Origin of the sequence: Streptomyces sp. TS71-3 (genome assembly GCF_018327685.1) — a bacterium.
Taxonomy (GTDB): domain Bacteria; phylum Actinomycetota; class Actinomycetes; order Streptomycetales; family Streptomycetaceae; genus Streptomyces.
This window is the reverse complement of the sequence record NZ_BNEL01000003.1, coordinates 38,358-60,016: the sequence shown is the minus strand read 5'-3', so window position 1 is coordinate 60,016 and position 21,659 is coordinate 38,358. Positions and strand designations below refer to the sequence as shown.

Sequence of the window (21,659 nt, the reverse complement as noted above, 5' to 3'; positions counted from 1 at the left end):
GCCGGGGCGCGCCCCTGATGTAGGGGGGCACCCCGGTGCCCTGAAGGGGCGCGGGGAACTGCGCGACCAGCGACGACGAGACCCGCAGGTCGTCACCGTCCCAAGGCGGCAGTGACTGTCGCAGCCGGACCACCGGCCGGTGGTGGGTTGCTCGCGCAGTTCCCCGCGCCCCTTCGGGGGCACGTGGGTGGCCCCACGCCGAAAGAGACCGTCAGAACGAGTACGCCGGGTTGACGTGCATGCACGCCGACGTGTCCGCGCCGTTCAGCGGGTCCGCCGACTTGGGCGTCTTGTCACCGCCGGCCCCGGCGCCGGCGCCGGGATACGCCCCGGCCATCCGCCAGTCCGCCCCGACCACCAAGGTCACCCCGCTGACATCGGTGGACCGCACCACCGAGCCGAGCGGAATGCCGAGCGCCTTGGCGACGCGCTGGGCGTCGCCCTCAAGATCCGGGCTCGGGTACCTGATCACCGTCTTCTGCTCGCCGAGAGCCGTCGTCGGATCCGCCACGGACTGCGTGAACCCCTGCCGCACCAGCTGTGCCGCCACCGCCGAGGCGCGCCCGCCGACCGGCGCCAGTGCCGGGGTGCGCGTGCCGTTCTGCACCTGGACGGCGATCTCGCCGTCGGGGGCCGCCGGGTCCACGGACCCCTTCGGCTCCGCCGGCTTCTTGGCCTTCGCGCCCTTGCCGTCCAGCGGGACGTCGTCGCGGACCAGCCGGAAGAGCTGGTCGGCGTCGCCCGCCTTGGGCTGCACGCGCGCGCCCACGTAGTCGAACGGCATCGTGGTGCTGGTGATCCGCGCCGCGGGCACCCTCTTCAGCTCGTTGCTGAGGTCGTACAGCTTCTTGACGGTGTCCAGGCCCTCGTCCACGCGGAGCGCCCTGGTGGCCTCCTCGGCGATGCTCTGCAACCTGGCCGGGTTGGACAGGGTGGCGTTCTCGCGTAGCTCGCGCACCATCGAGTTCATGTACTGGTGCTGTGCCTTGGTGCGCGCGATGTCGCTGCCGTCCTCGAACCCGTACCGGGTCCGCAGCCACTGGAGGGCCTGCTCGCCCTTCACGAAGTGGGTGCCCTTCGTCAGCCTCAGCCCCGAGCCGTGGCCCTGGCTGTCCTTGGAGTAGATGTTGGCGTCCACGCAGACGGGGACGCCGCCGATCGCGTCGGCCATGGACACCACGCCCGAGAAGTCGACCATCATGAAGTGGTCGATGTGGATGCCGGTGAGCTGCTCCCACGTGGCGACCGTGCAGCCGGGCCCGCCGCGCTCCAGCGACGCGTTCGCCAGGTCCCGCCCGGTGTCCGCCGGATACACGTGTCCGGTGCGCGGGTCGGTGCACTGCGGGATCCGCACCAGGGTGTCCCGGGGCATGCTCACCACGGACATGTTGGTGCGGTCGGCCGAGAGGTGCACGAGCATCTGGACGTCCGCGCGCGGCGCGCCGCCGAAGGTGTTCTTGGCGCCGCCGAGCTTCTGGTTCTCCTTGGTGTCCCGGGCGTCCGAGCCGATCAGCAGGATGTTCAGCGGGGTCTGGCCCGCGGCGTTCGGGGTCGGCGGGGGTGCCTTGTGGTCGCCGATGTTCAGCGGATCGGTGCGGATGTTGTGGTTGAGGTGCTGGTAGTACAGGTAGCCCGCGCCGGCGGTCCCGAGTATCAGCACCGAGAGGACGGTCGCCGACCAGCGCAGCAGCCGCCGGCCGCGCCGCGGCTGCGCTCCGGGCTGCGCCGCGAGCGCTCCGTGCGGGGCGCCGGGACCTCCGGCCCCGGCGCCCGTCGACCGTCTCTTGCCGTCGGCACCGGCACCGGCATCGGTACGGCCGCCTGGACCGTCGTCGTACAGGCTCTCGTCCCAGCCGAGCTCATGGGCCTGACGGGCCTCGTGGGACTGCCGGATGTCACGGACCGGCCTGACCGACCGGCCACCATGACCGACGGCTATGCCATCCCCGGGCACACCGCTCTGCCTCATGCCCTGCCTCCCCACCCATGTGCGGCTTCGGACCCCCTACGCCCGGTTAGACGCACAAACCCCCTTGAGGGTTACTTGGCGCAGACCGATTTGTCAGCCTCCACCTTCTGAATCCCCTCCGGCGCCTTCGACGGAGCGGCGATGGGCACCCCCGCGCCCTTGAAGTCCTGTCCCAGGGTGAGCACCACCGCGGGCACCCCCTGATCGGTCTGCTCGCTCTTGCCCGGCTTCATCGCCGAGGCGGGCAGGCCCATCAGATCCGCCAGCTCACGTGCCTGGTCGGCCTGGTCGGGAGAGTACTCGAGCGTGGTCTTCGCGACGTTCGCCGGCGCGTTGCCGAGCTGGCTGGACTTGAGCACGCCCTCGGTGTTCTGGAGCCAGGAGAGCGTCTCCTGAGCGGAGCCCGCGGCGGCGCCGCCGTTGTAGATGTTGACCCGCACGTCGCCCGGGGCCGACTTGGAGCCCTTCAGGCGGTCCGCCTGGGCCTGCTTCTGCTCCGACTCCTTCTTCTTGACCTCGGTCAGGGAGACGTCGTCGCGCATCATCGCGAAGAGCGGATCCGCCTGCGCCTTGTTGACGACGACGGTCGCGTGCACTATCTCGTCCGGGTTGTCCACCACCGGCAGCGTGGCGAACGTGATGTTCTTCGGCGGCACCTTCTTCAGCTCCAGGGCGACGTCCTTGAGCGTGCTGATGTGGCCGATGCCGGTGTCCACGGTGAGCGCCTTGGTCGCCGCCTCCGCGAGGCTCGACAGCTTGCTGGGGCTGGTGAGGGTGTCGCTGGACGACATCTTCCGCATCAGCGACCCCAGGAACTGCTGCTGCACCTTGATGCGGTCCAGGTCGCCCTGGTTGCCGAAGCTGTGCCGGGTGCGGACGAACGCCAGCGCCTGCTCGCCCTCGATGGTGTGGTGGCCGGCCGAGAGCTTGAGGTGCGACTCGCGGTCGTCGACGTTCTTCGCCAGGCAGATGTCGACGCCGCCGACGGCGGTGCTCAGCGTCTTGACCGCGTTGAAGTCGGCCATCATGAAGTGGTCGACGTGGATGCCGGTGAGCGCGTCCACGGTGCGCATGGTGCAGCCCGGGTCGCGGCCGTCCTGGCCGAGGCTGGTGTTGAAGCGCACGTGCTGCGTGCCCGGGACGACCTTGGTGGAGCCGTCCGGCTGCTTCGTCGGGCAGTCCGGGATGTCGGTGATCAGGTCCCGGGGGATGCTCAGCGCGGTGGCGTTCGAACGGTCCTTGGCGACGTGCAGCAGGATGTTCGTGTCGGCGTGGCCGACGCTGCCCTTGTCGCCGTAGCCCTCGTTGCCCTTGCCGGTCCGCTTGTCGGTGCCCATCAGAAGGACGTTGAACGCCTCGTCCTTGGCGAACCCGCCGCTGCCCGCGCCCGCGACGTCGGTGGTGCTGATGTTGCCGTCCAGGTGGCGGTAGTACAGGTATCCGGCCGCGGACGTGCCCAGCACGATGAAGGCCAGCACGCCGCCGGTCCACAGCAGCGCCTTCTTGCCCTTCGCGTTCTTCTTCGGCTTGCCGCGCCCCCGGCGGCCGGGCGGCTCCTGGACGGGGCGCCGCCTGCGCTGCCCGGGTACCCGCGGGGCCTCCTGGTCCTCGTACGGCGGCGCACCGCGCCCGCCGGCCCGCCTGCTCCGGGGCCCGTCGACGGTCGGCATCCGCTGCGTGCCGCCGTCCCGTCCGGACGGCTGCCCCGTGGGAGGCCGGCCCTGCTGCCCGCCCTGGCGCGGGCCGCGCCCGGCGGCGCGGCCACCCCGGCCGGCACCGCGCTGGCCCGGCATCGGCGACTGCCCACCGGAGGGACTCAGTCGCAGCTCGTAATCACCGGTCTGCGGGTTCAGTACCCACTGGTCTGCGGGGTCGATGTCGTCAGACCGCCCACGGCCTTGCGCGTCCACGGTTGTCCGTCCTCCGTCGGGGCCACGCGGCGCCTTCCCCCTTGCTGCTTTTCAAGGCGCTCGGTGAGTCGTCCAGCAGTGCCCCGCCGAAACGGCCTGGTGCACCGGAGCGCTCACACTATCCGTCCACTTCGGCGCGGAACGACGCTGGTGACAAATTGCACGGCATTACAACCGGGCAATCCCCCGCAATTCCCCGGAACATGAGGAAGACGTTGGGCTCGGCTTTACCCGTCCGGGGTGGAACGGGTCACATGGCCCGCGCTCGGCGGCTCAGCGACAGGTGTCGCGCCCGGCGGTGCTGCCGCGGAACGTCGGTGTGGGGGAGGGGACCGGACCGCCTTCCCCGCCGTGCGCACGGCTCCGCGGCGGGCGGACGACCTTCACCGGCGCGTCCATGCGGAGCTGCGCAAAGAGCTTTTTCGCACTGTTATTGTCAAGTTGATCCCGATTCGGGTTACCGGGGTCCGGGCGGCGGGGCAGCGTGAGGAACTGCGTCCGTCCTGTGGGGATGCCGCGCACTCCCCGTACCAGTTCGTAGAGGTTCCGCAGGCTCGCCAGGCCCGGGTCCGTGGTCAGGGACGAGGTCGCCGCGTCCAGCACGGGGTAGAGCCGGCCCGGGTTGAGCAGCACGCCGTTGCTGTTGACCTTCGCCACCAGGGCGCCGAGGAAGCGCTGTTGGCGGTCCATGCGGTCGGTGTCGCTGCCGTCGCCGAGGGCCTTGCGGGCCCGTACGTAGCCGAGTGCCTGCTCGCCGTCGAGCGTCTGCACCCCGGCGCGCAGGTCCAACTGGGCGTCGGGGTCGTGCACGGACTGGCGGAGGCAGACCCGCACGCCGCCCAGGGCGTCCACCAACTGCTTGAATCCCCGGAAATCGATGATCATGTAGTGGTCGACGCGGATCCGGGTGAGCCGTTCGACCGTGCGCACCGTGCAGGCAGAACCGCCCCTCTCGAAGGCGTGGTTGAACATGGCGTACACCGGCCCGGTCCGGGTGCCGTCGCGCCTCCGGCAGGCGGGGACCATCACCATCAGGTCGCGCGGTACGGAGACCGCGGTGGCCCGCCGGTGGTCGGCGGCCAGGTGCAGCAGGATGGTGGTGTCGGAGCGCTGGGTGCCGTTGTCGCGCCCGTACCGGCCGTTGGCCTTGCCCGCCCGGCTGTCCGAGCCGATCAGCAGGATGTTCCGGGCGCCCCGCACCAGCGCGGTGGGCCGCTCCTTCTCGTACCGCTCCAGCTCGGCGGCCCCGTCCGTGTCCGAGGTGATGTTGCCGTCCAGCTTCTGGTACGCGACCCAGCCGGCACCCCCCGCGCCGAGCACGAGGGCGGCTCCCCCGACGGCGGTCCACCGCAGCCACCGGCTCCTGCGCCGGCGCCGGGCACCGCCCACCCCGCTCGGAGAGGACCCGCGGCTTCGGGCATCGCCCCCGGCCCACCTGCGGGGCGGATTTCCCTCGTCATCCGGCACGTGCGCATCGACCCCTTGGGACGGCGACAGGACGTGGACCCCGGCACCGGTTCACGGCCGCCAGGGCCCGCTCCTACGACCATCACCCGAACACACGGAAACGGCGCGCGCACCGGGGGTGGGGTGGGCTGAACGGGTGGGGTGGGGGGCTGGGCGGTTGGGGTGCGCACGGTTCGGGGTCCGTGCGGTTCGGGGTGCGTGCGGTTCGGGTGCGTGCGGTTCGAGGTCTGTGCGGTTCGGGTGCGTGCGGTTCGGGGTGCGTGCGGTTCGGGTGCGTGCGGTTCGGGTGCGCACGGTTCGAGGTCTGTGCGGTTCGGGTGCGTGCCGGTTGGGTGCGCTCGGTTCGGGAGTCGTGCGGTTCGGGTGCGCACAAAAGGGGCGCGGGGCTGTGTCCATGTGCGGCTCCGCCGCGTGGGCGCGAGCCCCTGGTGGGCCCGGTGCGCTGGTGTTGGCGGCGCCCACGAAAAAGGGGCGCGGGGAACTGCGCGAGCAACCCACCACCGGAAGGTGGTCCGGATGAGAACAGAAGCCACCCCACCGGGACGGGATCGACCCGAAGGGTCGCCTGATGGTGGGGCCCACAGATTCCCGTCGCCACACGGTCGAGGCCGGGTTCCGGCACCCCGGAAAACTACCGCGCCGTCGTGGTGACCCGTTCGGACTCGATGCGTTGGTCCAGCGCCCCCTGGCCGAGCTCGCCGGAGTGCCGGCACAGCACTACGGAACCCCCCGCGGCCAGCGGCGCGTAGAGCCCGGCACCCACCCCCGCCCACGTGTCGTACCCCCGCGTGGACAACAGCCGGGCTCCGGGCCCCGCCAGCCCGAGCCCGTCCGCGTCGGCGACGGCCCGCTCCACCACCTCGGCCCCGGACAGCTCGGCCCCGGCGACGATCAGCGCGGGCGCGGCAGGGTCGACGGGCTCGAACGGCGCGAAACGGTCCCCCTGTCCCGGCACCTCCACCGCGTAGTCGGTGAACCCCTCCGGCGGCTGGGGAAAGCGCACACCCAGGGGGCGAAGCGCGAGCGCCACCCGCTCCCCGCGGCAGGCGCGCGCCGCGTCGAGCGACTCGGGCCCGCTGACCACCAGGTCCGCCCCCGCCGGATCCCCGCCGAGGTCCGCGACCACGCCCACCGAGGAGCAGGCGAGCAGCCACACCGCGGTCTGCCAGTGCGCGGGCAGCAGCAGCGCCACCCGGTCGCCGGGCTCCGCCGCGAGATCGCCCTGGAGGAGGTTCGCCGTCTTGGCCACCCAATTGGCGAAGGTCGCCACGGACAATTCGACGCGTTCACCCGTCGCGTCGTCGTAGAAGGTCACCAGGGGGCGGCCCGGGTCCGCCGCGAGTGCGGATCGCAGCAGGTCGGCGGGGGTGCGGTCGGTGGTGTTCACGCCGGTGAGCATACGCGCGCGGGTGCCCGGTGGGGCCGGGCGGGGGATCGTGGGGCCACCCGGTTGGGCCGACGGCGCGTCGGCCGGGCCCTGGGCAGGTGGGTGAGGTGAAATGGACAGTTTTGTCGCTGTCCGTAAACGATCGGACACATGCGTGCATCGCTTCTCTCCTCAGCGGGCGTGACCTGCGTGGCCGCCCTTGCCCTGCCCTTCGTCCTCTCGCCCGGGGCCCGAGCGGCGACCGGCCCGCCGTCCGGTCTGCCCGCCGCTCCCGAGCCGGTCCCCGCCTCGGGGCCGGTCTCCGCCTCGGCACCGGTCTCCGCCTCCGCACCGGCCCCCGTCTCGTTCTCCTCCGGTGGCACCCAGTCCTTCCCGCTCGCCGCGCTCGCCGACGACCGTGCCCTCGGCGGCACCCCCGCACAGGGCCTGACGCGGGATCAGGTGAGCCCGTTCTCGCTGGTCGGCGTCGCCTGGGACGACCCGGACGCCGAACTCGCCGGCAGCGTGCAGGTCCGCACCCGCCCGGCCGGCACGCCCACCTGGTCGCGGTGGCGTGCCGTGGCGGTGGGGGGCCACGACCACGCGCCCGACCCGGGCTCCGCCGAACGCGCCGGACGCCGGTTGCGCGGTGCCACGGCCCCCCTGTGGGTGGGCAGGTCGGACGGCGTGCAGGTCCGTGTGACGCCGGCCGCCGCGGGCGGGAGGGGCGCGCCGGCCGCCCGGGGGCGGACGAGCGCCGAGGCCGGCCGCCGGGACACCACGGCCGCGGGGCGCGCGGCGCAACCGCTGCCCGCCGGTCTGCGGCTCGCACTCGTCGACCCGGGCGGCGACCCCGGTGGCGCGGCGAGCGAGACGCCGGCGGTCCCCGGCACGTCAGCGGCGAGCGGGCTGGCCGCCGCGCAGAGCGAGGACGCGGCCGAGGCCGGAGAGCCGGAGGAGGCCGGAGCCACCGAACGAACCCTCAGGGCCGGGCCCACCGGACGAACCCTCAGGGCGGGCCCCACCGGACGAACCCTCAGGGCGGGCCCCACCGGACGAACGGCCACTGCCCCCGCCGCCCGAGCTCCCGCCGCCGCCCCCCGCCCCACCATCGTCAGCCGGGCGGGCTGGGACGCCGACGAGAGCCTGCGGGAGGGAGGGTTCGGTTACACCGGCACGGTGAAGGCCGCCTTCGTGCACCACACCGACACCGGCAACGACTACGCGTGCTCCGAGGCCGCCGCGCTGGTCCGGGGCATCTACCGCTACCACGTCGAGACCAACGGCTGGCGCGACATCGGCTACAACTTCCTCGTCGACAAGTGCGGAACCATCTACGAGGGCCGGGCCGGCGGCGTGGACAGGCCGGTGATGGGCGCGCACACCATGGGCTTCAACACCGACAGCACCGGGATCGCCGTCATCGGCACGTTCATGGACGCGGCGCCCCCCAAGGCCGCCCTCGACTCGCTCACTGCGCTCGCCGCCTGGAAGCTCGGCCTGACCGGTGCCGACCCGGCGGGCAGCACCACGCTCACGTCCGCGGGGGGCAACCTGTTCCCGGCGGGCGAGCAGGTCCCGCTGAAGGTGATATCCGGGCACCGCGACGGATACAGCACCGACTGCCCCGGCACCGAGCTGTACGACCAGCTCGGCACCATCCGCAGCGCCGCCGCCCGGTTGCAGGGCCGCTGAGAGGCCGTGCGGCCGGACCGCGCGCCGCGCTCCGGGGCGCCGCCGCGCGCCCCGGCGACGGCCGCCCGCAAGGCGCCGCGCGCCGGTGCCCGGCCGCGGCCGGCCGCCCGGAACGCTCTGCTTAGACTGGCCGGCCGGAACACTCCGGCCGGCCCCAGCAGGATGCCCCCAGCAGGAAGCAGAGACGACACGTGACAGAAGCGATCCTTCTGGTCGGAGGCAAGGGCACCCGGCTGCGACCGCTCACGGTGAACACCCCCAAGCCGATGGTGCCGGCCGCCGGCGTGCCGTTCCTCACGCACCAGCTGGCACGGGCCAGGGCCGCGGGGGTCGAGCACATGGTCCTGGCGACGTCGTACCTGGCGGAGGTCTTCGAGCCGTACTTCGGCGACGGTTCCGCGTTCGGGCTGCACCTGGAGTACGTGACCGAGCCGGAGCCGCTCGGCACCGGCGGCGCGATCCGCAACGTCGCCTCCCGGCTGCACTCGGCCCCCGAGGACCCGGTGCTCGTCTTCAACGGCGACATCCTGACCGGCCTCGACATCGGCGGGCTTCTCGCCGCCCACGGCGCCGCGGGCGCGGACGTCTCGCTGCACCTCACCCGCGTCACCGACCCGCGCGCGTACGGCCTGGTGCCCACCGACGGGACCGGGCGCGTGCTGGCCTTCCTGGAGAAGCCCAGCACGCCCGAGGAGATCGTCACGGACCAGATCAACGCGGGCGCCTACGTGTTCCGGCGCTCGGTCATCGACACCATCCCCGAGGGCCGTCCGGTGTCGGTGGAACGGGAGACGTTCCCGGATCTGCTGGCCGCCGGGGCCCACCTCCAGGGCATGGTCGACTCCACGTACTGGCTGGACCTCGGCACGCCGGAGGCCTTCGTACGCGGCTCGGCCGACCTGGTGCTGGGGCGCGCGCCGTCGCCGGCGGTGCCGGGGCGCTGCGGGGACCGGCTGGTGCTGCCGACGGCGCGGGTCGCTCCGGGCGCCAAGCTCAGCGGCGGCACGGTGGTGGGGGAGCGCGCGCTGATCGGCGCCGGCGCACGGCTGACCGGCAGCGCCGTGCTGTCCGACGCGGTGGTGGAGGCCGGCGCCGTCGTCACGGACTCGCTGATAGGTGAGGGCGCCCGGGTGGGCGAGCGCACGGTCGTCACCGGCGCGGTCATCGGCGACGGGGCGACGGTCGGCGCCGACAACGAACTCCTCGCCGGGGTGCGGATCTGGTGCAACGCGTCACTGCCGGCGGGCGCGGTGCGGTTCTCCTCCGACCGGTGAGGGCACGGCGTCGAGGGTGACGCCGCGGCGCGGAGACCCGCGGGTGACGGTGCTGTGCCCCGGCCGGTGAGCGCGGACCTCCGGGCCGGTGGCGGTGGCCCGGGAAAAAAATCGGACGGCGATGTCGAGAACCCGCGACCTGCTCCGTCCCCGGGGTGAACGCGACCACAATGGGCCGCACCAGCACCGAGGAGACAACCACGATGGCCAAGTACTTGCTGCTCAAGCACTACCGCGGCGCTCCGGACGCGGTCAACAACGTGCCCATGGACCGGTGGACGCCCGAGGAGGTCTCGGCCCACCTGCGGTACATGCGGGATTTCGCGGACCGGCTGGAGAAGAGCGGCGAGTTCGTCGACGGCCAGGCGCTCGCCCCCGAGGGGACGTGGGTCCGCTACGACGGCGAGGGGCGCCCGCCGGTCACCGACGGCCCGTTCGCCGAGACCAAGGACCTCATCGCCGGCTGGATGGTGATCGACGTCGACAGCTACGAACGCGCCGTCGAGCTCGCCGGGGAGCTGTCGGCCGCCCCCGGGGCGGGCGGGAAGCCGATCCACGAGTGGCTGGAGCTGCGCCCGTTCATGGGGGCGCACCCCACCACCACGGAGTGCCCGCACTGATGGACGAGACCTGATGGACGAGACCTGATGGACGAGGCCCTGCTGAGAAGCCTCACGCCGGGCGTGCTCGGGATCCTCGTCCGCCGCGGAGCCGACTTCGCGGCGGCCGAGGACGCCGTGCAGGACGCGCTGGTCGAGGCACTCCGGGTCTGGCCTGCCGACCGCCCGCGGGACCCGAAGGGCTGGCTGGTCACCGTGGCCTGGCGCCGGTTCCTCGACGCGACCCGCGCGGACGCCGCCCGGCGCCGCCGCGAGGACCGCGTCGACGAGGAGCCGGCGCCCGGCCCCGCGCCCGCGGTGGACGACACGCTCCAGCTGTACTTCCTGTGCGCCCACCCGTCGCTGACGCCGTCGTCGGCGGTCGCGCTCACGCTGCGCGCCGTCGGCGGGCTCACCACCCGCCAGATCGCCCAGGCCTACCTGGTACCCGAGGCGACGATGGCGCAGCGCATCAGCCGCGCCAAGCGCACCGTCTCCGGGGCCCGGTTCGACCGGCCCGGCGACGTCGCCACCGTGCTGCGCGTCCTCTACCTGGTCTTCAACGAGGGCTACTCCGGCGACGTCGACCTCGCCGCCGAGGCCATCCGGCTCACCCGGCAGCTCGCGGCGGCGATCGACCACCCCGAGGTGGCCGGGCTGCTCGCCCTCATGCTGATCCACCACGCCCGGCGCGCCGCCCGGACCGCGCCGGACGGGGGCCTCGTGCCGCTCGCCGAGCAGGACCGCGGCCGGTGGGACACCAGGTCGATCGCCGAGGGCATCGAGATCCTCCAGGCCGCACTCGCACGCGACCGGCTGGGGGAGTTCCAGGCCCAGGCCGCCATCGCGGCGCTCCACGCCGACGCGCCCACCGCGGAGGAGACCGACTGGGTGCAGATCGTCGAGTGGTACGACGAGCTCCTGCGCCTGACCGAGAACCCCGTCGTCCGGCTCAACCGCGCGGTGGCCGTCGGCGAGGCCGACGGACCGCGCGCCGGCCTGACGGCGCTGGCGGCGCTGGACGAGGCGCTGCCCCGCCACACCGCGGTGGCGGCCTACCTCCACGAGCGCGACGGCGACCTGGCGACGGCGGCACGGCTGTACGCGGAGGCGGCCCTGAAGGCGCCCAACCTCGCCGAGCGCGACCATCTGACACGGCAGGCCGCCCGGCTCAACACCCGCGGGAGCCGCTGACGCGGGACGCGGGAGGCCTTCGTGCGCGGCTCCGCCGACCTGGTGCTGGGACGCGGCGCCGTCGCCGGCGGTACAAGGTTCTTGAGGGCGCACAACGGCGCCCGCTGCATGCTCGCCAGGTTTAAAACTATTTGCCCATTAGTTCCTTAACGCATCAATTCCACCTGTTGCTTCCTTCGTTCCGTCGCTTCAATCGGTGGGAGCGAGATGACAGCGCCCGTGTCAGGGCGCCGGGTCGATTCGCAGTGCACGACTTTCTCCTCGGGCGTCGACCCCGAGGCACGCACCCTCCCTCTCCGCTTCATGGAGCACCCGCGCGGTCGTGGGCCCGCATGCCATCAGCCGCCCGCTCTCGCCCCGGCCCGCTCCAGAGCGACGTGACAGAAGGAGAAAGACCATGGCAACCATCACCTCAGTGGTGGATACGACAACCGGTACCAACCAGGGGAAAGCGGGGGACACGGTCCAGATCAACGGCACCGCCATGTCCACCACCACCAGAGTCAACTTCGGTGCGACGCCGGTCACTCCGTCGTCCGTGACCGCCACCCAGGTCACCTTCGTGGTGCCCAGCACGGCGCCGTGCTCCGGACAGGCGTCCATCAGCGTCACCAGCAGTGCGGGCGCCACCAGCAACGCACTCCCGTTCTTCATCATCGCCGCGCCGACCACGACGGGGCTCAGTGTCACTTGCGTCCCGGCTGCCACGGGCGGCTCGGTGACACTGTTCGGCACCAACTTCCTGACCGGGACGCAGGTCGGTGTGGGCACCGTGGGCAACGTCGCGGTCACCCCGACCCAGCCCAGCCAGGTCACCTTCACCGCACCGGCCAACCCGGGCCAGGTGGGCACGGTGTCGACCCAGTCGGTGGGTATCACCACCGCCGGCGGCACCAGTGCCGCGGGCACCACCCTCATCGACTACTACCTCGCCCCGGCCATCACCTCGACCGTTCCCACCTCGGGAACGGAGGGAGACGACATCGTCATCAACGGAACCGGCTTCGTCGGAGTGGACACCGTCACCTTCACCGACAGCGGCGCGGCCACCGCCACCGCGGTCTTCACCCCGGTGAGCGAGACCCAACTCGTCGCCACGGTACCGGGCGGACTCGCCACCGGCGCCGGAACCATCACGGTCGACACCTGCGGCGGGAACTCCAACGCCCAGGCCTTCACGATCACCTGACCCCGGGACGACCGGGCACCACGGCACGACGGCCGGGTCGCCGCCCACGCTGACGCGTTCGGGCGGCGACGCCCCGCCCCGCCCCGGCATGCCAGGGCGGGGCCCGTCCCCCAGGCACGAGCGAGAAGGAAGAAAGGAGGGGCATCATGGCTCCCGTAGTGATCAGTGTCAGCCCCACCCAAGGTGCCTCCGTGGGGGGCACCCCCGTCACCATCACCGGCTCCGGCTTCACCGGCGCAACCGCGGTCAGGTTCGGCCTCAGCCCGGCCACCCAAGTCGTCGTCCTGAGTGACACGCAGATCACGGCCAGGACGCCCGCGGGAGGCGGCTCGGTCAAGGTCACTGTCACCGGACCGACGGGAACCAGCACCCAGAACGTCTTCTACACGTACGTCGCGATCGCCCCGATCCTCACGTCACTCAGTCCGGCGTCGGGCCCCGCGGCCGGCGGGAACACGGTGACGATCAACGGCGTCAACCTCACCGGGGCCACGCAGGTCCTCTTCGGGTCCCAACCCGCGACGATCCTGAGCAACACCTCGACGCGCATCACCGTCACGGCTCCCGCGGGGTCCGGAACGGTGGACGTCACGGTCACGACCACCGCAGGCACGAGTAACGCGCTGAGTTACACGTATGTGTCGGTTGCGGTTCCGGTTCTGGCGTCGTTGAGTCCGTCGTCGGGTGCTGCGGCTGGTGGGAACACGGTGACGCTCAGTGGGTCGAATCTGTCTGGGGCGACTCAGGTGTTGTTCGGTCCGAATGCGGCGGCGATCGTGAGCAATACCGCGACTGAGGTGGTGGTGACTGCTCCGGCGGGTTCCGGAACGGTGGACGTCACGGTCACGACCACCGCAGGCACGAGTAACGCGCTGAGTTACACGTATGTGTCGGTTGCGGTTCCGGTTCTGGCGTCGTTGAGTCCGTCGTCGGGTGCTGCGGCTGGTGGGAACACGGTGACGCTCAGTGGGTCGAATCTGTCTGGGGCGACTCAGGTGTTGTTCGGTCCGAATGCGGCGGCGATCGTGAGCAATACCGCGACTGAGGTGGTGGTGACTGCTCCGGCGGGTTCGGGGACGGTGCCTGTCACGGTCACGACTGCGGGTGGGACGAGTAACGCGCTGAGTTACACGTACGTGTCGGTTGCGGTCCCGGTTCTGACGTCGCTGAGTCCGACGTCCGGCCCGACCGCTGGCGGGAACACGGTGACGATCAACGGGATGAACCTGTCCGGGGCCACCCAGGTGCGGTTCGGGCTCAACCCGGCAACGATCCTCACCAACACCGACACGCAGATCACGGTCAGCGCACCCGCCGGGCCGCCGTCCTCGGTGCCGGTCACGGTCACCACGGCCGGAGGCACCAGCAATCCGCTGTCGTACTTCTACATCGCCGCTCCCACGGTCAGCGATCTGTCCCCACACCTCGGCCCCGCCACCGGCGGGAACACCGTCACCGTCTTCGGCAGCAATCTGACGCTGACCAGCGCCGTCAACTTCGGCGGGCAGCCGGCCACCGCGTTCACGGTCGTCTCCGACAGCCAGTTGACCGTGACGGCGCCGCCCGGCTCGGGCACGGTGGCCGTCACCGTCACCACACCCGGCGGGACCAGCAGCACGGGTATCGGGAACCCCTTCTACACGTATCTGGGGGCGCCTTTCCTGACCAGCCTCACCCCGTCCGAAGGGTCATCCGCCGGGGGTGAGGCGATCGTGCTCACCGGCGGCAACCTCACCTTCACCGACATGGTGACCTTCGGTGGTGTCCCGGCCTCGTTCGCCGCGATCTCCGACACCCAGGTCGTCGCCACCTCCCCGGCCGGGGCACCCGGCACGGTCCCTGTCGTGGCGCACACCCCGGCCGGCGACAGCAACTCCCTGCCCTTCACCTACGACCCGTCCTGAGCGGGCGCGCCGACATCGGGCCGCTCTCACGCGGACACGAAACCGCCCCCGGCCGGGAGACCGGGGGCGGTAGGCGTCGACCTGGGTACGGCTCAGTAGTCGTGGTGGAAGCCGTGCACGTCGATGTCGAGCTCGTTGTGGCGGAAGTTCCGCGAGCAGTCCTGGTTGACGTTGGCGCTCGACAGAACCGGGGCCGAAGCGGTCTCGACGTTGGTGCAGTTGGCCGCGTTGTTCTCGTTGAAGAACTTCGACGAAATACCGTCGTCCGCCGAGGCCACACCGCCGGCAATGCCCGCCAGCGCCAGCGCGGTGAAGGAGGTTGCCAGGGTCTTCTTGAGCATCATTTCTCTGTCTCTCCTTGAGGAGTGGGGGATTTCGCGGAGGTGAGTTCCACGTTGTCGGGCATTAACCGACTGGGCCCACCGTTGCTCACCCTGCTGGGCGGCATTTCCCGGTGAGGTTCAGTATCGGGCGTTGCCATCTGGAGAACGAAGCGGCAGGCCGGGGGGTATTGATCCGAATGGGTGCCCTTTCGGCCTCCTGGCCCGTCAGTGACGGTCGTGCTTCTTGGACACCTCGACCTGCGTCACGTTCTTCGAGCAGTCCTGGTTGGTGTTGGCGCTCGACAGAACGGGGATATCGGCGATGCTGAGGCTGAAGCAGTTGAGTACGTCGTTCGTGTTAACGAACTTCGGTCCGCTGTCGTCTGCCTGTGACACGCCTGCCCCGGTGGCGAGCAGGGCCACAGAGGAAAGTGACACGGCGGCAATTCTCTTCAGGTTCATGGTAAGCCTCTGTTCGGCGCAGTGCACGCCCCGTCCGGGAAACTCCCGGGCAGGTGGCCGCGGCGATCTCGGGGACGGGTCTGCACTGCGGTTGTGATCGGTCAGTTCTGTTGCCGTGGTGATGAACGAGGACCGGTGGGCGGAGTTGCGCTACCAGACGAGTGAATGAGTAACGGCGGTTGTCGCGGTTCGGCTCATGGATGAGCCGGATACGGTACTTGAGATTTCATTGCCGTAAATGCGGAGGAATTCCGGATCGCCGCCCGCACGGTGCGCCGGGGGCGGGGATGCGGCCGGGGCATGGGGCGTTCGCTTCACGGTCACGTCCTCCGGAGCGTGCCGTGCCCGTGCTGTACGGCCGCCGCGGACGTCCAGGGCCCGATGCCGGTCTCGGTTCGAGTCGGGGCATCGGGCCTGGGGAAGGCAGGTGCAGGGCCTACTCAAGGAGCCGGGCCCCGCACCGCCCGCAGGACTGGCGACACCGCTTCCGGGGCCGCCTCGACCGGGTACGGCTCAGTTGTCGTACAGGTCGATGTCGAGTTCGTTGTGCCGGATGTTCTTCGAGCAGTCCTGGTTGACGTTGGCGTTCGACAGAACCGGAACCGAACCGGTCTCGACGTTGGTGCAGTTGGCCGCGTTGTTCTCGTTGTAGAACTTGGCGCCGTCGGCCGAGGCCGTTCCGGCGGCGATACCGGCCAGCGCCAGCGCGGTGAAGGAGGTGGCGAGGGTCTTCTTGAGCATCATTTGCTTTTCGCTCCTTGAGGAGTGGGGAATTTCGTGGGTGTGAGGTCCACGCGGGATGTTGATCCGAACGGGTGCCGTTTCGGGCATCTGGCCCGTCAGTGATCGTGGTCCTTGTTCGGGACCTCGACATACGTCACGTTGGTCGAGCAGTCCTGGTTGGTGTTGGCGCTCGACAGAACGGGAATGCCGACGACACTGAGGCTGAAGCAGTTGAGCACTTCGTTCTTGTTCACGTACTTCGGTCCACCGTCATCTGCCTGCGATACGCCTGCCCCGGTGGCGAGCAAGGCCGCCGAGGAAAGCGACACAGTGGCGATTCTTTTCAGGTTCACAGAAGAGCCTCTGTTCGTATCGGGACGCAGTGCGTGCTCGTCCGGGAAACGATCCGGCCTGGCGGCCCTGGCCGTCTCCGGAACAGTGCCTGCATTGCGGTTTTTTTCGCTGGTGTGTTACTGCCGTGATGAACGAGGGGCCGGTGAGCGGAGTTGTGCTTCCAAATGAGTGAAACGCTCACGGTAAACATCCCGGATGGCGGTGCGGACACACCGAACGCGATGCTTGACTCCTGACGGCCGTGAATGCCGGGGAATTCTGGCCAGCCCGGGGCGTGGCGCGCCGGGGTCGGGGCGCCGGGCAGGGGACGCCACGTCCCGCTCAACTGCCCTGGCTGCCCGCCTCGTTCCGTGGTGGCCGACCGGCCGCGGGTCGCCGTGGGTTCAGAGCAGGCCGATGTCCGTGCGGGACATGCGCGGTGCGCGGCGGGCCGGGGCCGTGCCGCTGAGCAGGATCAGCCGGGCGGCGCGGTGCCGCTGCCCGGCGTACGGCTCCAGGAGCCGGAGCATCTCGTCGTCGTCGGCGTTCCGGTCGCCGTTCAGCGCGTAACCGACGATGCCGGGCAGGTGGAGGTCGCCGACGGTCACCTCGTCCGGGGCGCCGTGGCTGCGCTGCACGGTCTCCGCGGACGTCCAGGGCCCGATGCCCGGTACCAGTTCGAGCCGGGCGCGGGCCTCGGGGGGCGGCAGCCGCACGGCCTCCTCCATGCGCCGGGCCACCCGGACCGCCCGCAGGATCGTCGACGACCGCTTCTGGTCGACGCCGGCTCGGTGCCAGTCCCAGGACGGGATCAGCGCCCAGGTGCGCGGCGAGGGCATCACGTGCAGGCGGTCGGGGGCGGGCCCCGGCGCGGGCTCGCCGTAGCCGCGCACCAGCCGCCGCCACGCCCGGTACGCCTCCTGGGTGGTGACCTTCTGCTCCAGCACGGTGGGGATCAGGGACTCCAGGACCAGCCCCGTGCGGGTCAGCCTCAGGCCCGGCCTGCGGTGCCGGGCCTGCGCGACGAGGCGGTGCCGGGGAGTGAAGGCGGACGGATCGTCCGCGGCGCCGAGCAGGTCGGGCAGCCGGTCGAGCAGCCAGGTCGCGCCCGGCCCCCAGGCGACGGCCTCCACGTCGCCGCCGGACACCGCCACCCGCAACGTGCCCGGCCCGGCGGGGGTGAAGGTGCCCCGCCAGATCGAGCCGTCCGGCAGCGCGCGGAACGTGGGGTCGCCGCCGCCCCGGCGCAGCGGGCCCATCACCAGGCCCAGGTCGAGCGGCCAGGGCGGCGTCCACCGCCGGGTCAGCGCCCGGGGGCGCGGCGCGACGGGCGCCCGCCGGGGCGCGGGTGCCGTGGCAGGGCCCGTGCCGCCGGTCGCCGGGTCCGTGCCGCCGGCCGCTGGGCCCGTGCCCGGGCGCTGTGCGGGTACGCCGAGGTGGCCGCCGCGCACGGTGGTGCGCATGGGGTGCCGGGGGGCGAAGCGTCCTGCCACGGTGGCCGGTTTCCTCTGCGTGCTCGGGTGCGGGGTGCTCGGCTCTGATGCTGCTTTCTGCGTGCTTGGGAGCTGGGTGCTCGTGTGCTCTGCGTGTCCGTGTGCGCGTGTTTCCGTGCTGACCGGGTCTCGGCGAACGTTTCGGCTCACCGCGTCTCGATGAACGCCTCCGCGTCCCGCGCCGGCCGCTCCTTGGGCGGCTCGGCCGGGTGGCCGATCGCGACCGCCCCCATGGGATCCCACGCGGCGGGCAGCCCCAGCACCTCGCGGACGACGTCGCGGCAGAACATCGTCGACGACACCCAGGCGGAGCCGAGCCGCTCGCCGGCGAGTGCGACGAGGAAGTTCTGCACGCCCGCGCCCGTGGCGACCACGAACATCTCGCGCTCGGCGGCGTCCCTCCGCGGGTCGCCGTAGGCGTGCGCACCGTCCATGACGAGGCAGGGCACCGCCAGGTAGGGCGCGGCCCGCAGCACCTCGCCGCGGCGCACCCGCTTGGCGATGGACTCCTCCGTCTTGCCGTCGCCGCGCAGGTCTTCGATCCAGGCGTCCCGCATGGCGTCCAGCAGGCGGGTGCGCGACTCCTGCGACTCCAGCAGGACGAAGCGCCACGGAGTGGTGTGGTGCGGTGCCGGGGCGGTGACCGCCGCGGCGACCGCGCGGCGCACCGCGCCCGGGTCCACGGGCTCGTCGGTGAACGCCCGGATCGTGCGCCGCTGGGCGACCGCCTCCCGCACCGCCTCCGAGGTGCCGAGCCGGAACATGTCGTCCCGCGCGACGCGCACCAGCGCCCGCGCGCCCTCGTCCGGGTCGCCCTCCGCCTCGCCGCCGCCCTCGCCGGTGCGGAGGCCGTCCCCGCCGGTGGTGCCCGCGGTCACGCCGGCGTGCCCGCCGGCCGCGTACGTCATGTGCGCCAGCCCGCGCACCACCGCCACCGGCAGCCCGGCCGTCTTGCCCTTGACCAGGTCGCCCGCCGAGGCCAGCTCGTCGGCGGTGGCGGTGACGGTGGACTGGAGGGGATTGCCGTGGGCGTCCGTGCCGCCGCGCAGGTCGTCCAGGACGCGGACGCCCGAGGAGCCGATGGCGACGTCGGTGAGGCCGTTGCGCCAGGGGCGCCCGAAGGTGTCGGTGACCAGCACGCCGACGTCCGCCCCGAGGATGGCGCGCAGCCCGGCGCGCACCGCGCGCGCCGAGGCGTCCGGGTCCTCGGGCAGCAGCAGGACGGTGCCGGCCGGGGTGTTGGAGGCGTCGACGCCGGCGGCGGCCATCACCAGGCCCTGGCGGTTCTCGACGATCCGCAGGGTGCCGCGGCGGGCCACCACCCGGACGGTCTCGGCGTCGATGGCCGCCTCGCGGTCGGACGCCTCGACGATCCGGCCCTCCGCCTTGGAGACCACCTTCGAGGTGACGAGGACCACATCGCCGTCCCGGAGTCCGGGCTCGGCGGCGGCGATCAGCTTGGCGAGGTCGTCGCCCGGCGCGACCTCGGGCATGCCCGGGAGGGCCCAGACCCGGTACGCCGTGGAGTCGTGCGCCGTGGAGTCGTCCATCGCGCGCGTGCCGTCGGTCATGCCCGCACCTCCTCGGCGAGGGTGAGGGCCTCCTCGGCCATCCGGGCCGTGGTGTCGAGGTCCGTCATCATCAGCGGGACCGCGCGGCACCGGATCCCCGCGGCCGTCACCCGCTCCACGGCCGCCGCGTCGGCGGTGTCGACCAGCCAGCCGTCCAGCAGGCCCGAGCCGTAGTGCTCGGCGACGGCGGCGGCGGTGGTCTCCACGCCGACCGCGGCGAGCACCTTGTCGGCCATGCCGCGCACGGGCGCGCCGCCGACGATGGGGGAGAGGCCGACGATCGGCACCCCGGCGTCCGCGATGGCCTCCCTGATGCCGGGCACGGCGAGGATGGTGCCGATGCTCACCACCGGGTTGGACGGCGGGAAGAGGATGATGTCGGCCTCGGCGATGGCCTCCAGGACGCCGGGCGCGGGCTTCGCCTGGTCCGCCCCGACGGGCACCACCGCATGCGCGGGCACCGAGGCGCGCAGCCGTACCCAGTACTCCTGGAAGTGGATGGCGCGCTGCTCGCCGGCCGCCCCCGCCCCCGCACCGTCCCCCGCCGCCCCTTCGGCGCCCTCCGGGGGGAGGGTGACGGCGACATGGGTCTCGACGCGGTCGTCGGTCATGGGGATCAGCCGCACGCCGGGCTTCCAGCGGGCGCACAGCGCCTCGGTGACGGCGCTCAGCGGGTAGCCGGCGCCGAGCATCTGGGTGCGGACGACGTGGGTGGCGAAGTCGCGGTCGCCGAGGCCGAACCATTCGGGCCCGACGCCGTACGCGGCGAGCTCCTCCTTGAGGTGGAACGTCTCGTCGGTGCGCCCCCAGCCCTGCTCGTCGTTGATGCCGCCGCCGAGGGTGTACATCACCGTGTCGAGGTCCGGGCAGACCCGCAGGCCGAAGAGGTGGATGTCGTCCCCGGTGTTGCCGATGACGGTGATCTCGGCATCCGGTGCCGCTTGCTTGAGACCACGGAGGAACCGGGCACCGCCGATGCCGCCTGCCAGAACCACAATGCGCATGCCGCCCAGTCTTGCAGGCGGGTACGACAACGCTTCGCCCGCGGCCCGGTACCGGTCGCAGGGGCCGCGGGGCGCCGGCGCCCGGCGCCCCGGCGCCCGCCCCGTTCCTCAGGAGCGCCGGACCCGTCGTGCTCCCCCGCCGGAAGCGGCGTGCCCTCAGACCGGAAGCGCTGCTTTCGGAAGAGGGCGGTCTCCCCGGCCGTGGCGGCCCGTCAGGTGACGGCGTGGCCGGGCTCGTCGGTGCGGGCCGGGCGCCGGGCCGTGGCGCAGTGAGCGGGGTGGATGGGCATCTCCGTGAGGCCCGGGTAGTAGACGTGCAGGCTGACGGCGGGCTCCAGGGAGTCGTTGACGACGTCGTGCGCGTAGCCGGGGGCGAAGACGCGTTGGGTGCCGGGGACGAGGGTGTGCGCGCTGCGGCGGGTGTGCTCGGTGAGCGCGCCGTCCAGGACGGTCAGGATCCCGGAGGACGGCCCGTGGTCGTGTTTTCCGGTGCCCTGCCCGGGCACCCACGAGAGCAGCCACACCTCGTAACCGGGCCCGGTGCGCAGCCGGTGGTACCAGCGGCTCAGGGCGTCGTAGCGGACGAGGGGCTTCCACCGGGCGCGGTCGGCGGCGATCCCGCGGGCCAGGCCGGCGAAGTCGGCCACGGTGGAGGGGTGCGCGGGGGCGGGCCGGAGGAGGTGGGTGACCTCAAGGATGTCGCCGGCGATCTGGAGGTCGCTGTCGTTGTTCATGGCGGGAGAGACGTCCTCGGTGGGAGAGCTGACGTGTCGCGGACGGCCGCCCGGGTCGGGGGGCGTCGGGGGAGGAGCCGGAGCGGTGGAGCTCAACAGCAGTGACGACAACAGCTCATGCGCGCGGGGGCAGCACTGGGAGACCCGGTGGGACGGGTCGCGGAGAGCGCTGGGTTCGCGAGCATGCCCACAAGGACATCGGTTGACACCTGATGTTGTCAATCGGATGCCGGATTTGGCGGGGATGTTTCACTCCATCTGATTGCTGAGCTGGACGAAAGGTTTCAGCAACGGGGAGGGTGTGGGCAAGGTTGGGCGGTGCCGGGGCGGGGTGGCCGGGGCCTCGCGCCCGGTGGCTCGATCCTCATGTGCCTCAGGGGCGGCGAGGGTTCCGTGAGGTGCCGGGAGCTTGGCTGAACTGGATGGGCTCGTGCGACGTCTTTCCCTGC

General features: G+C 72.0%; 18 protein-coding genes. 6 read left to right on the top strand and 12 right to left on the bottom strand.

Annotated elements, in window-relative coordinates; translation table 11 throughout:
- Positions 1-211: 211 nt before the first annotated feature.
- The 4 genes from Sm713_RS24935 to Sm713_RS24920 all read right to left on the bottom strand — a co-directional run bounded on the left by Sm713_RS24935 (position 212) and on the right by Sm713_RS24920 (position 6,733).
- The gene (locus tag Sm713_RS24935) at positions 212-1,969 is read right to left on the bottom strand and encodes an LCP family protein (protein WP_212912332.1); all 1,758 of its coding nucleotides are present in this window, start codon (positions 1,967-1,969) and stop codon (positions 212-214) included.
- Between the two features lie 71 nt (positions 1,970-2,040).
- Complete coding sequence (locus tag Sm713_RS24930) at positions 2,041-3,879, bottom strand: LCP family protein (protein WP_212912331.1); 1,839 nt, start codon at positions 3,877-3,879, stop codon at positions 2,041-2,043.
- 273 nt (positions 3,880-4,152) lie between these two features.
- Positions 4,153-5,346 carry an LCP family protein gene (locus Sm713_RS24925; RefSeq protein ID WP_212912330.1) on the bottom strand — a complete coding sequence of 398 codons (1,194 nt, stop codon included), beginning with the start codon at positions 5,344-5,346 and terminating at the stop codon, positions 4,153-4,155.
- 631 nt (positions 5,347-5,977) lie between these two features.
- The gene (locus Sm713_RS24920; RefSeq protein WP_212912329.1) at positions 5,978-6,733 is read right to left on the bottom strand and encodes a TIGR03089 family protein; all 756 of its coding nucleotides are present in this window, start codon (positions 6,731-6,733) and stop codon (positions 5,978-5,980) included.
- 150 nt (positions 6,734-6,883) lie between these two features.
- Between Sm713_RS24920 and Sm713_RS24915 the strand changes: the two genes are divergently transcribed.
- The 6 genes from Sm713_RS24915 to Sm713_RS24890 all read left to right on the top strand — a co-directional run bounded on the left by Sm713_RS24915 (position 6,884) and on the right by Sm713_RS24890 (position 14,567).
- Entirely contained in the window at positions 6,884-8,407 is a 1,524-nt protein-coding gene (locus tag Sm713_RS24915; protein WP_212912328.1) for a peptidoglycan recognition protein, read from the top strand.
- Positions 8,408-8,598: 191 nt separating this feature from the next.
- Positions 8,599-9,681: a sugar phosphate nucleotidyltransferase gene (locus Sm713_RS24910; protein ID WP_212912327.1), complete on the top strand. Its 1,083-nt coding sequence runs from the start codon at positions 8,599-8,601 to the stop codon at positions 9,679-9,681.
- Positions 9,682-9,884: 203 nt separating this feature from the next.
- The gene (locus tag Sm713_RS24905) at positions 9,885-10,301 is read left to right on the top strand and encodes a YciI family protein (RefSeq protein WP_212912326.1); all 417 of its coding nucleotides are present in this window, start codon (positions 9,885-9,887) and stop codon (positions 10,299-10,301) included.
- A 27-nt stretch (positions 10,302-10,328) separates the two neighbouring features.
- Positions 10,329-11,474 (top strand): RNA polymerase sigma factor, encoded by a 1,146-nt coding sequence (locus Sm713_RS24900; protein WP_212912325.1) that lies wholly within the window; start codon positions 10,329-10,331, stop codon positions 11,472-11,474.
- Between the two features lie 397 nt (positions 11,475-11,871).
- Positions 11,872-12,663, top strand: a complete 792-nt coding sequence (locus Sm713_RS24895) for an IPT/TIG domain-containing protein (RefSeq protein WP_212912324.1) — start codon at positions 11,872-11,874, stop codon at positions 12,661-12,663.
- A gap of 146 nt (positions 12,664-12,809) precedes the next feature.
- Positions 12,810-14,567, top strand: a complete 1,758-nt coding sequence (locus Sm713_RS24890) for an S-layer family protein (protein WP_212912323.1) — start codon at positions 12,810-12,812, stop codon at positions 14,565-14,567.
- A 92-nt stretch (positions 14,568-14,659) separates the two neighbouring features.
- Here Sm713_RS24890 and Sm713_RS24885 read toward each other — a convergent pair whose 3' ends face one another.
- The 8 genes from Sm713_RS24885 to Sm713_RS24850 form a co-directional block, all read right to left on the bottom strand.
- Complete coding sequence (locus Sm713_RS24885; protein ID WP_212912322.1) at positions 14,660-14,911, bottom strand: hypothetical protein; 252 nt, start codon at positions 14,909-14,911, stop codon at positions 14,660-14,662.
- 204 nt (positions 14,912-15,115) lie between these two features.
- Positions 15,116-15,328, bottom strand: coding sequence for a hypothetical protein (locus tag Sm713_RS24880; protein WP_212912321.1), 213 nt, complete (start codon positions 15,326-15,328; stop codon positions 15,116-15,118).
- A gap of 537 nt (positions 15,329-15,865) precedes the next feature.
- Positions 15,866-16,096, bottom strand: coding sequence for a hypothetical protein (locus Sm713_RS24875; protein WP_212912320.1), 231 nt, complete (start codon positions 16,094-16,096; stop codon positions 15,866-15,868).
- Between the two features lie 95 nt (positions 16,097-16,191).
- Positions 16,192-16,329 (bottom strand): hypothetical protein, encoded by a 138-nt coding sequence (locus tag Sm713_RS24870; protein ID WP_212912319.1) that lies wholly within the window; start codon positions 16,327-16,329, stop codon positions 16,192-16,194.
- Positions 16,330-16,812: 483 nt separating this feature from the next.
- Positions 16,813-17,901 (bottom strand): DNA-3-methyladenine glycosylase, encoded by a 1,089-nt coding sequence (locus Sm713_RS24865; protein WP_212912318.1) that lies wholly within the window; start codon positions 17,899-17,901, stop codon positions 16,813-16,815.
- A gap of 146 nt (positions 17,902-18,047) precedes the next feature.
- A complete protein-coding gene (locus tag Sm713_RS24860; protein WP_374196065.1) occupies positions 18,048-19,472 on the bottom strand; it encodes a coenzyme F420-0:L-glutamate ligase in 1,425 nt (474 codons plus the stop codon).
- Positions 19,469-20,476, bottom strand: coding sequence for a 2-phospho-L-lactate transferase (gene cofD / locus Sm713_RS24855; protein WP_212912317.1), 1,008 nt, complete (start codon positions 20,474-20,476; stop codon positions 19,469-19,471). Before cofD ends, Sm713_RS24860 begins: the two co-directional genes overlap by 4 nt.
- A 212-nt stretch (positions 20,477-20,688) precedes the next feature.
- The gene (locus tag Sm713_RS24850) at positions 20,689-21,210 is read right to left on the bottom strand and encodes a cysteine dioxygenase family protein (protein ID WP_212912316.1); all 522 of its coding nucleotides are present in this window, start codon (positions 21,208-21,210) and stop codon (positions 20,689-20,691) included.
- Positions 21,211-21,659 lie beyond the last annotated feature (449 nt).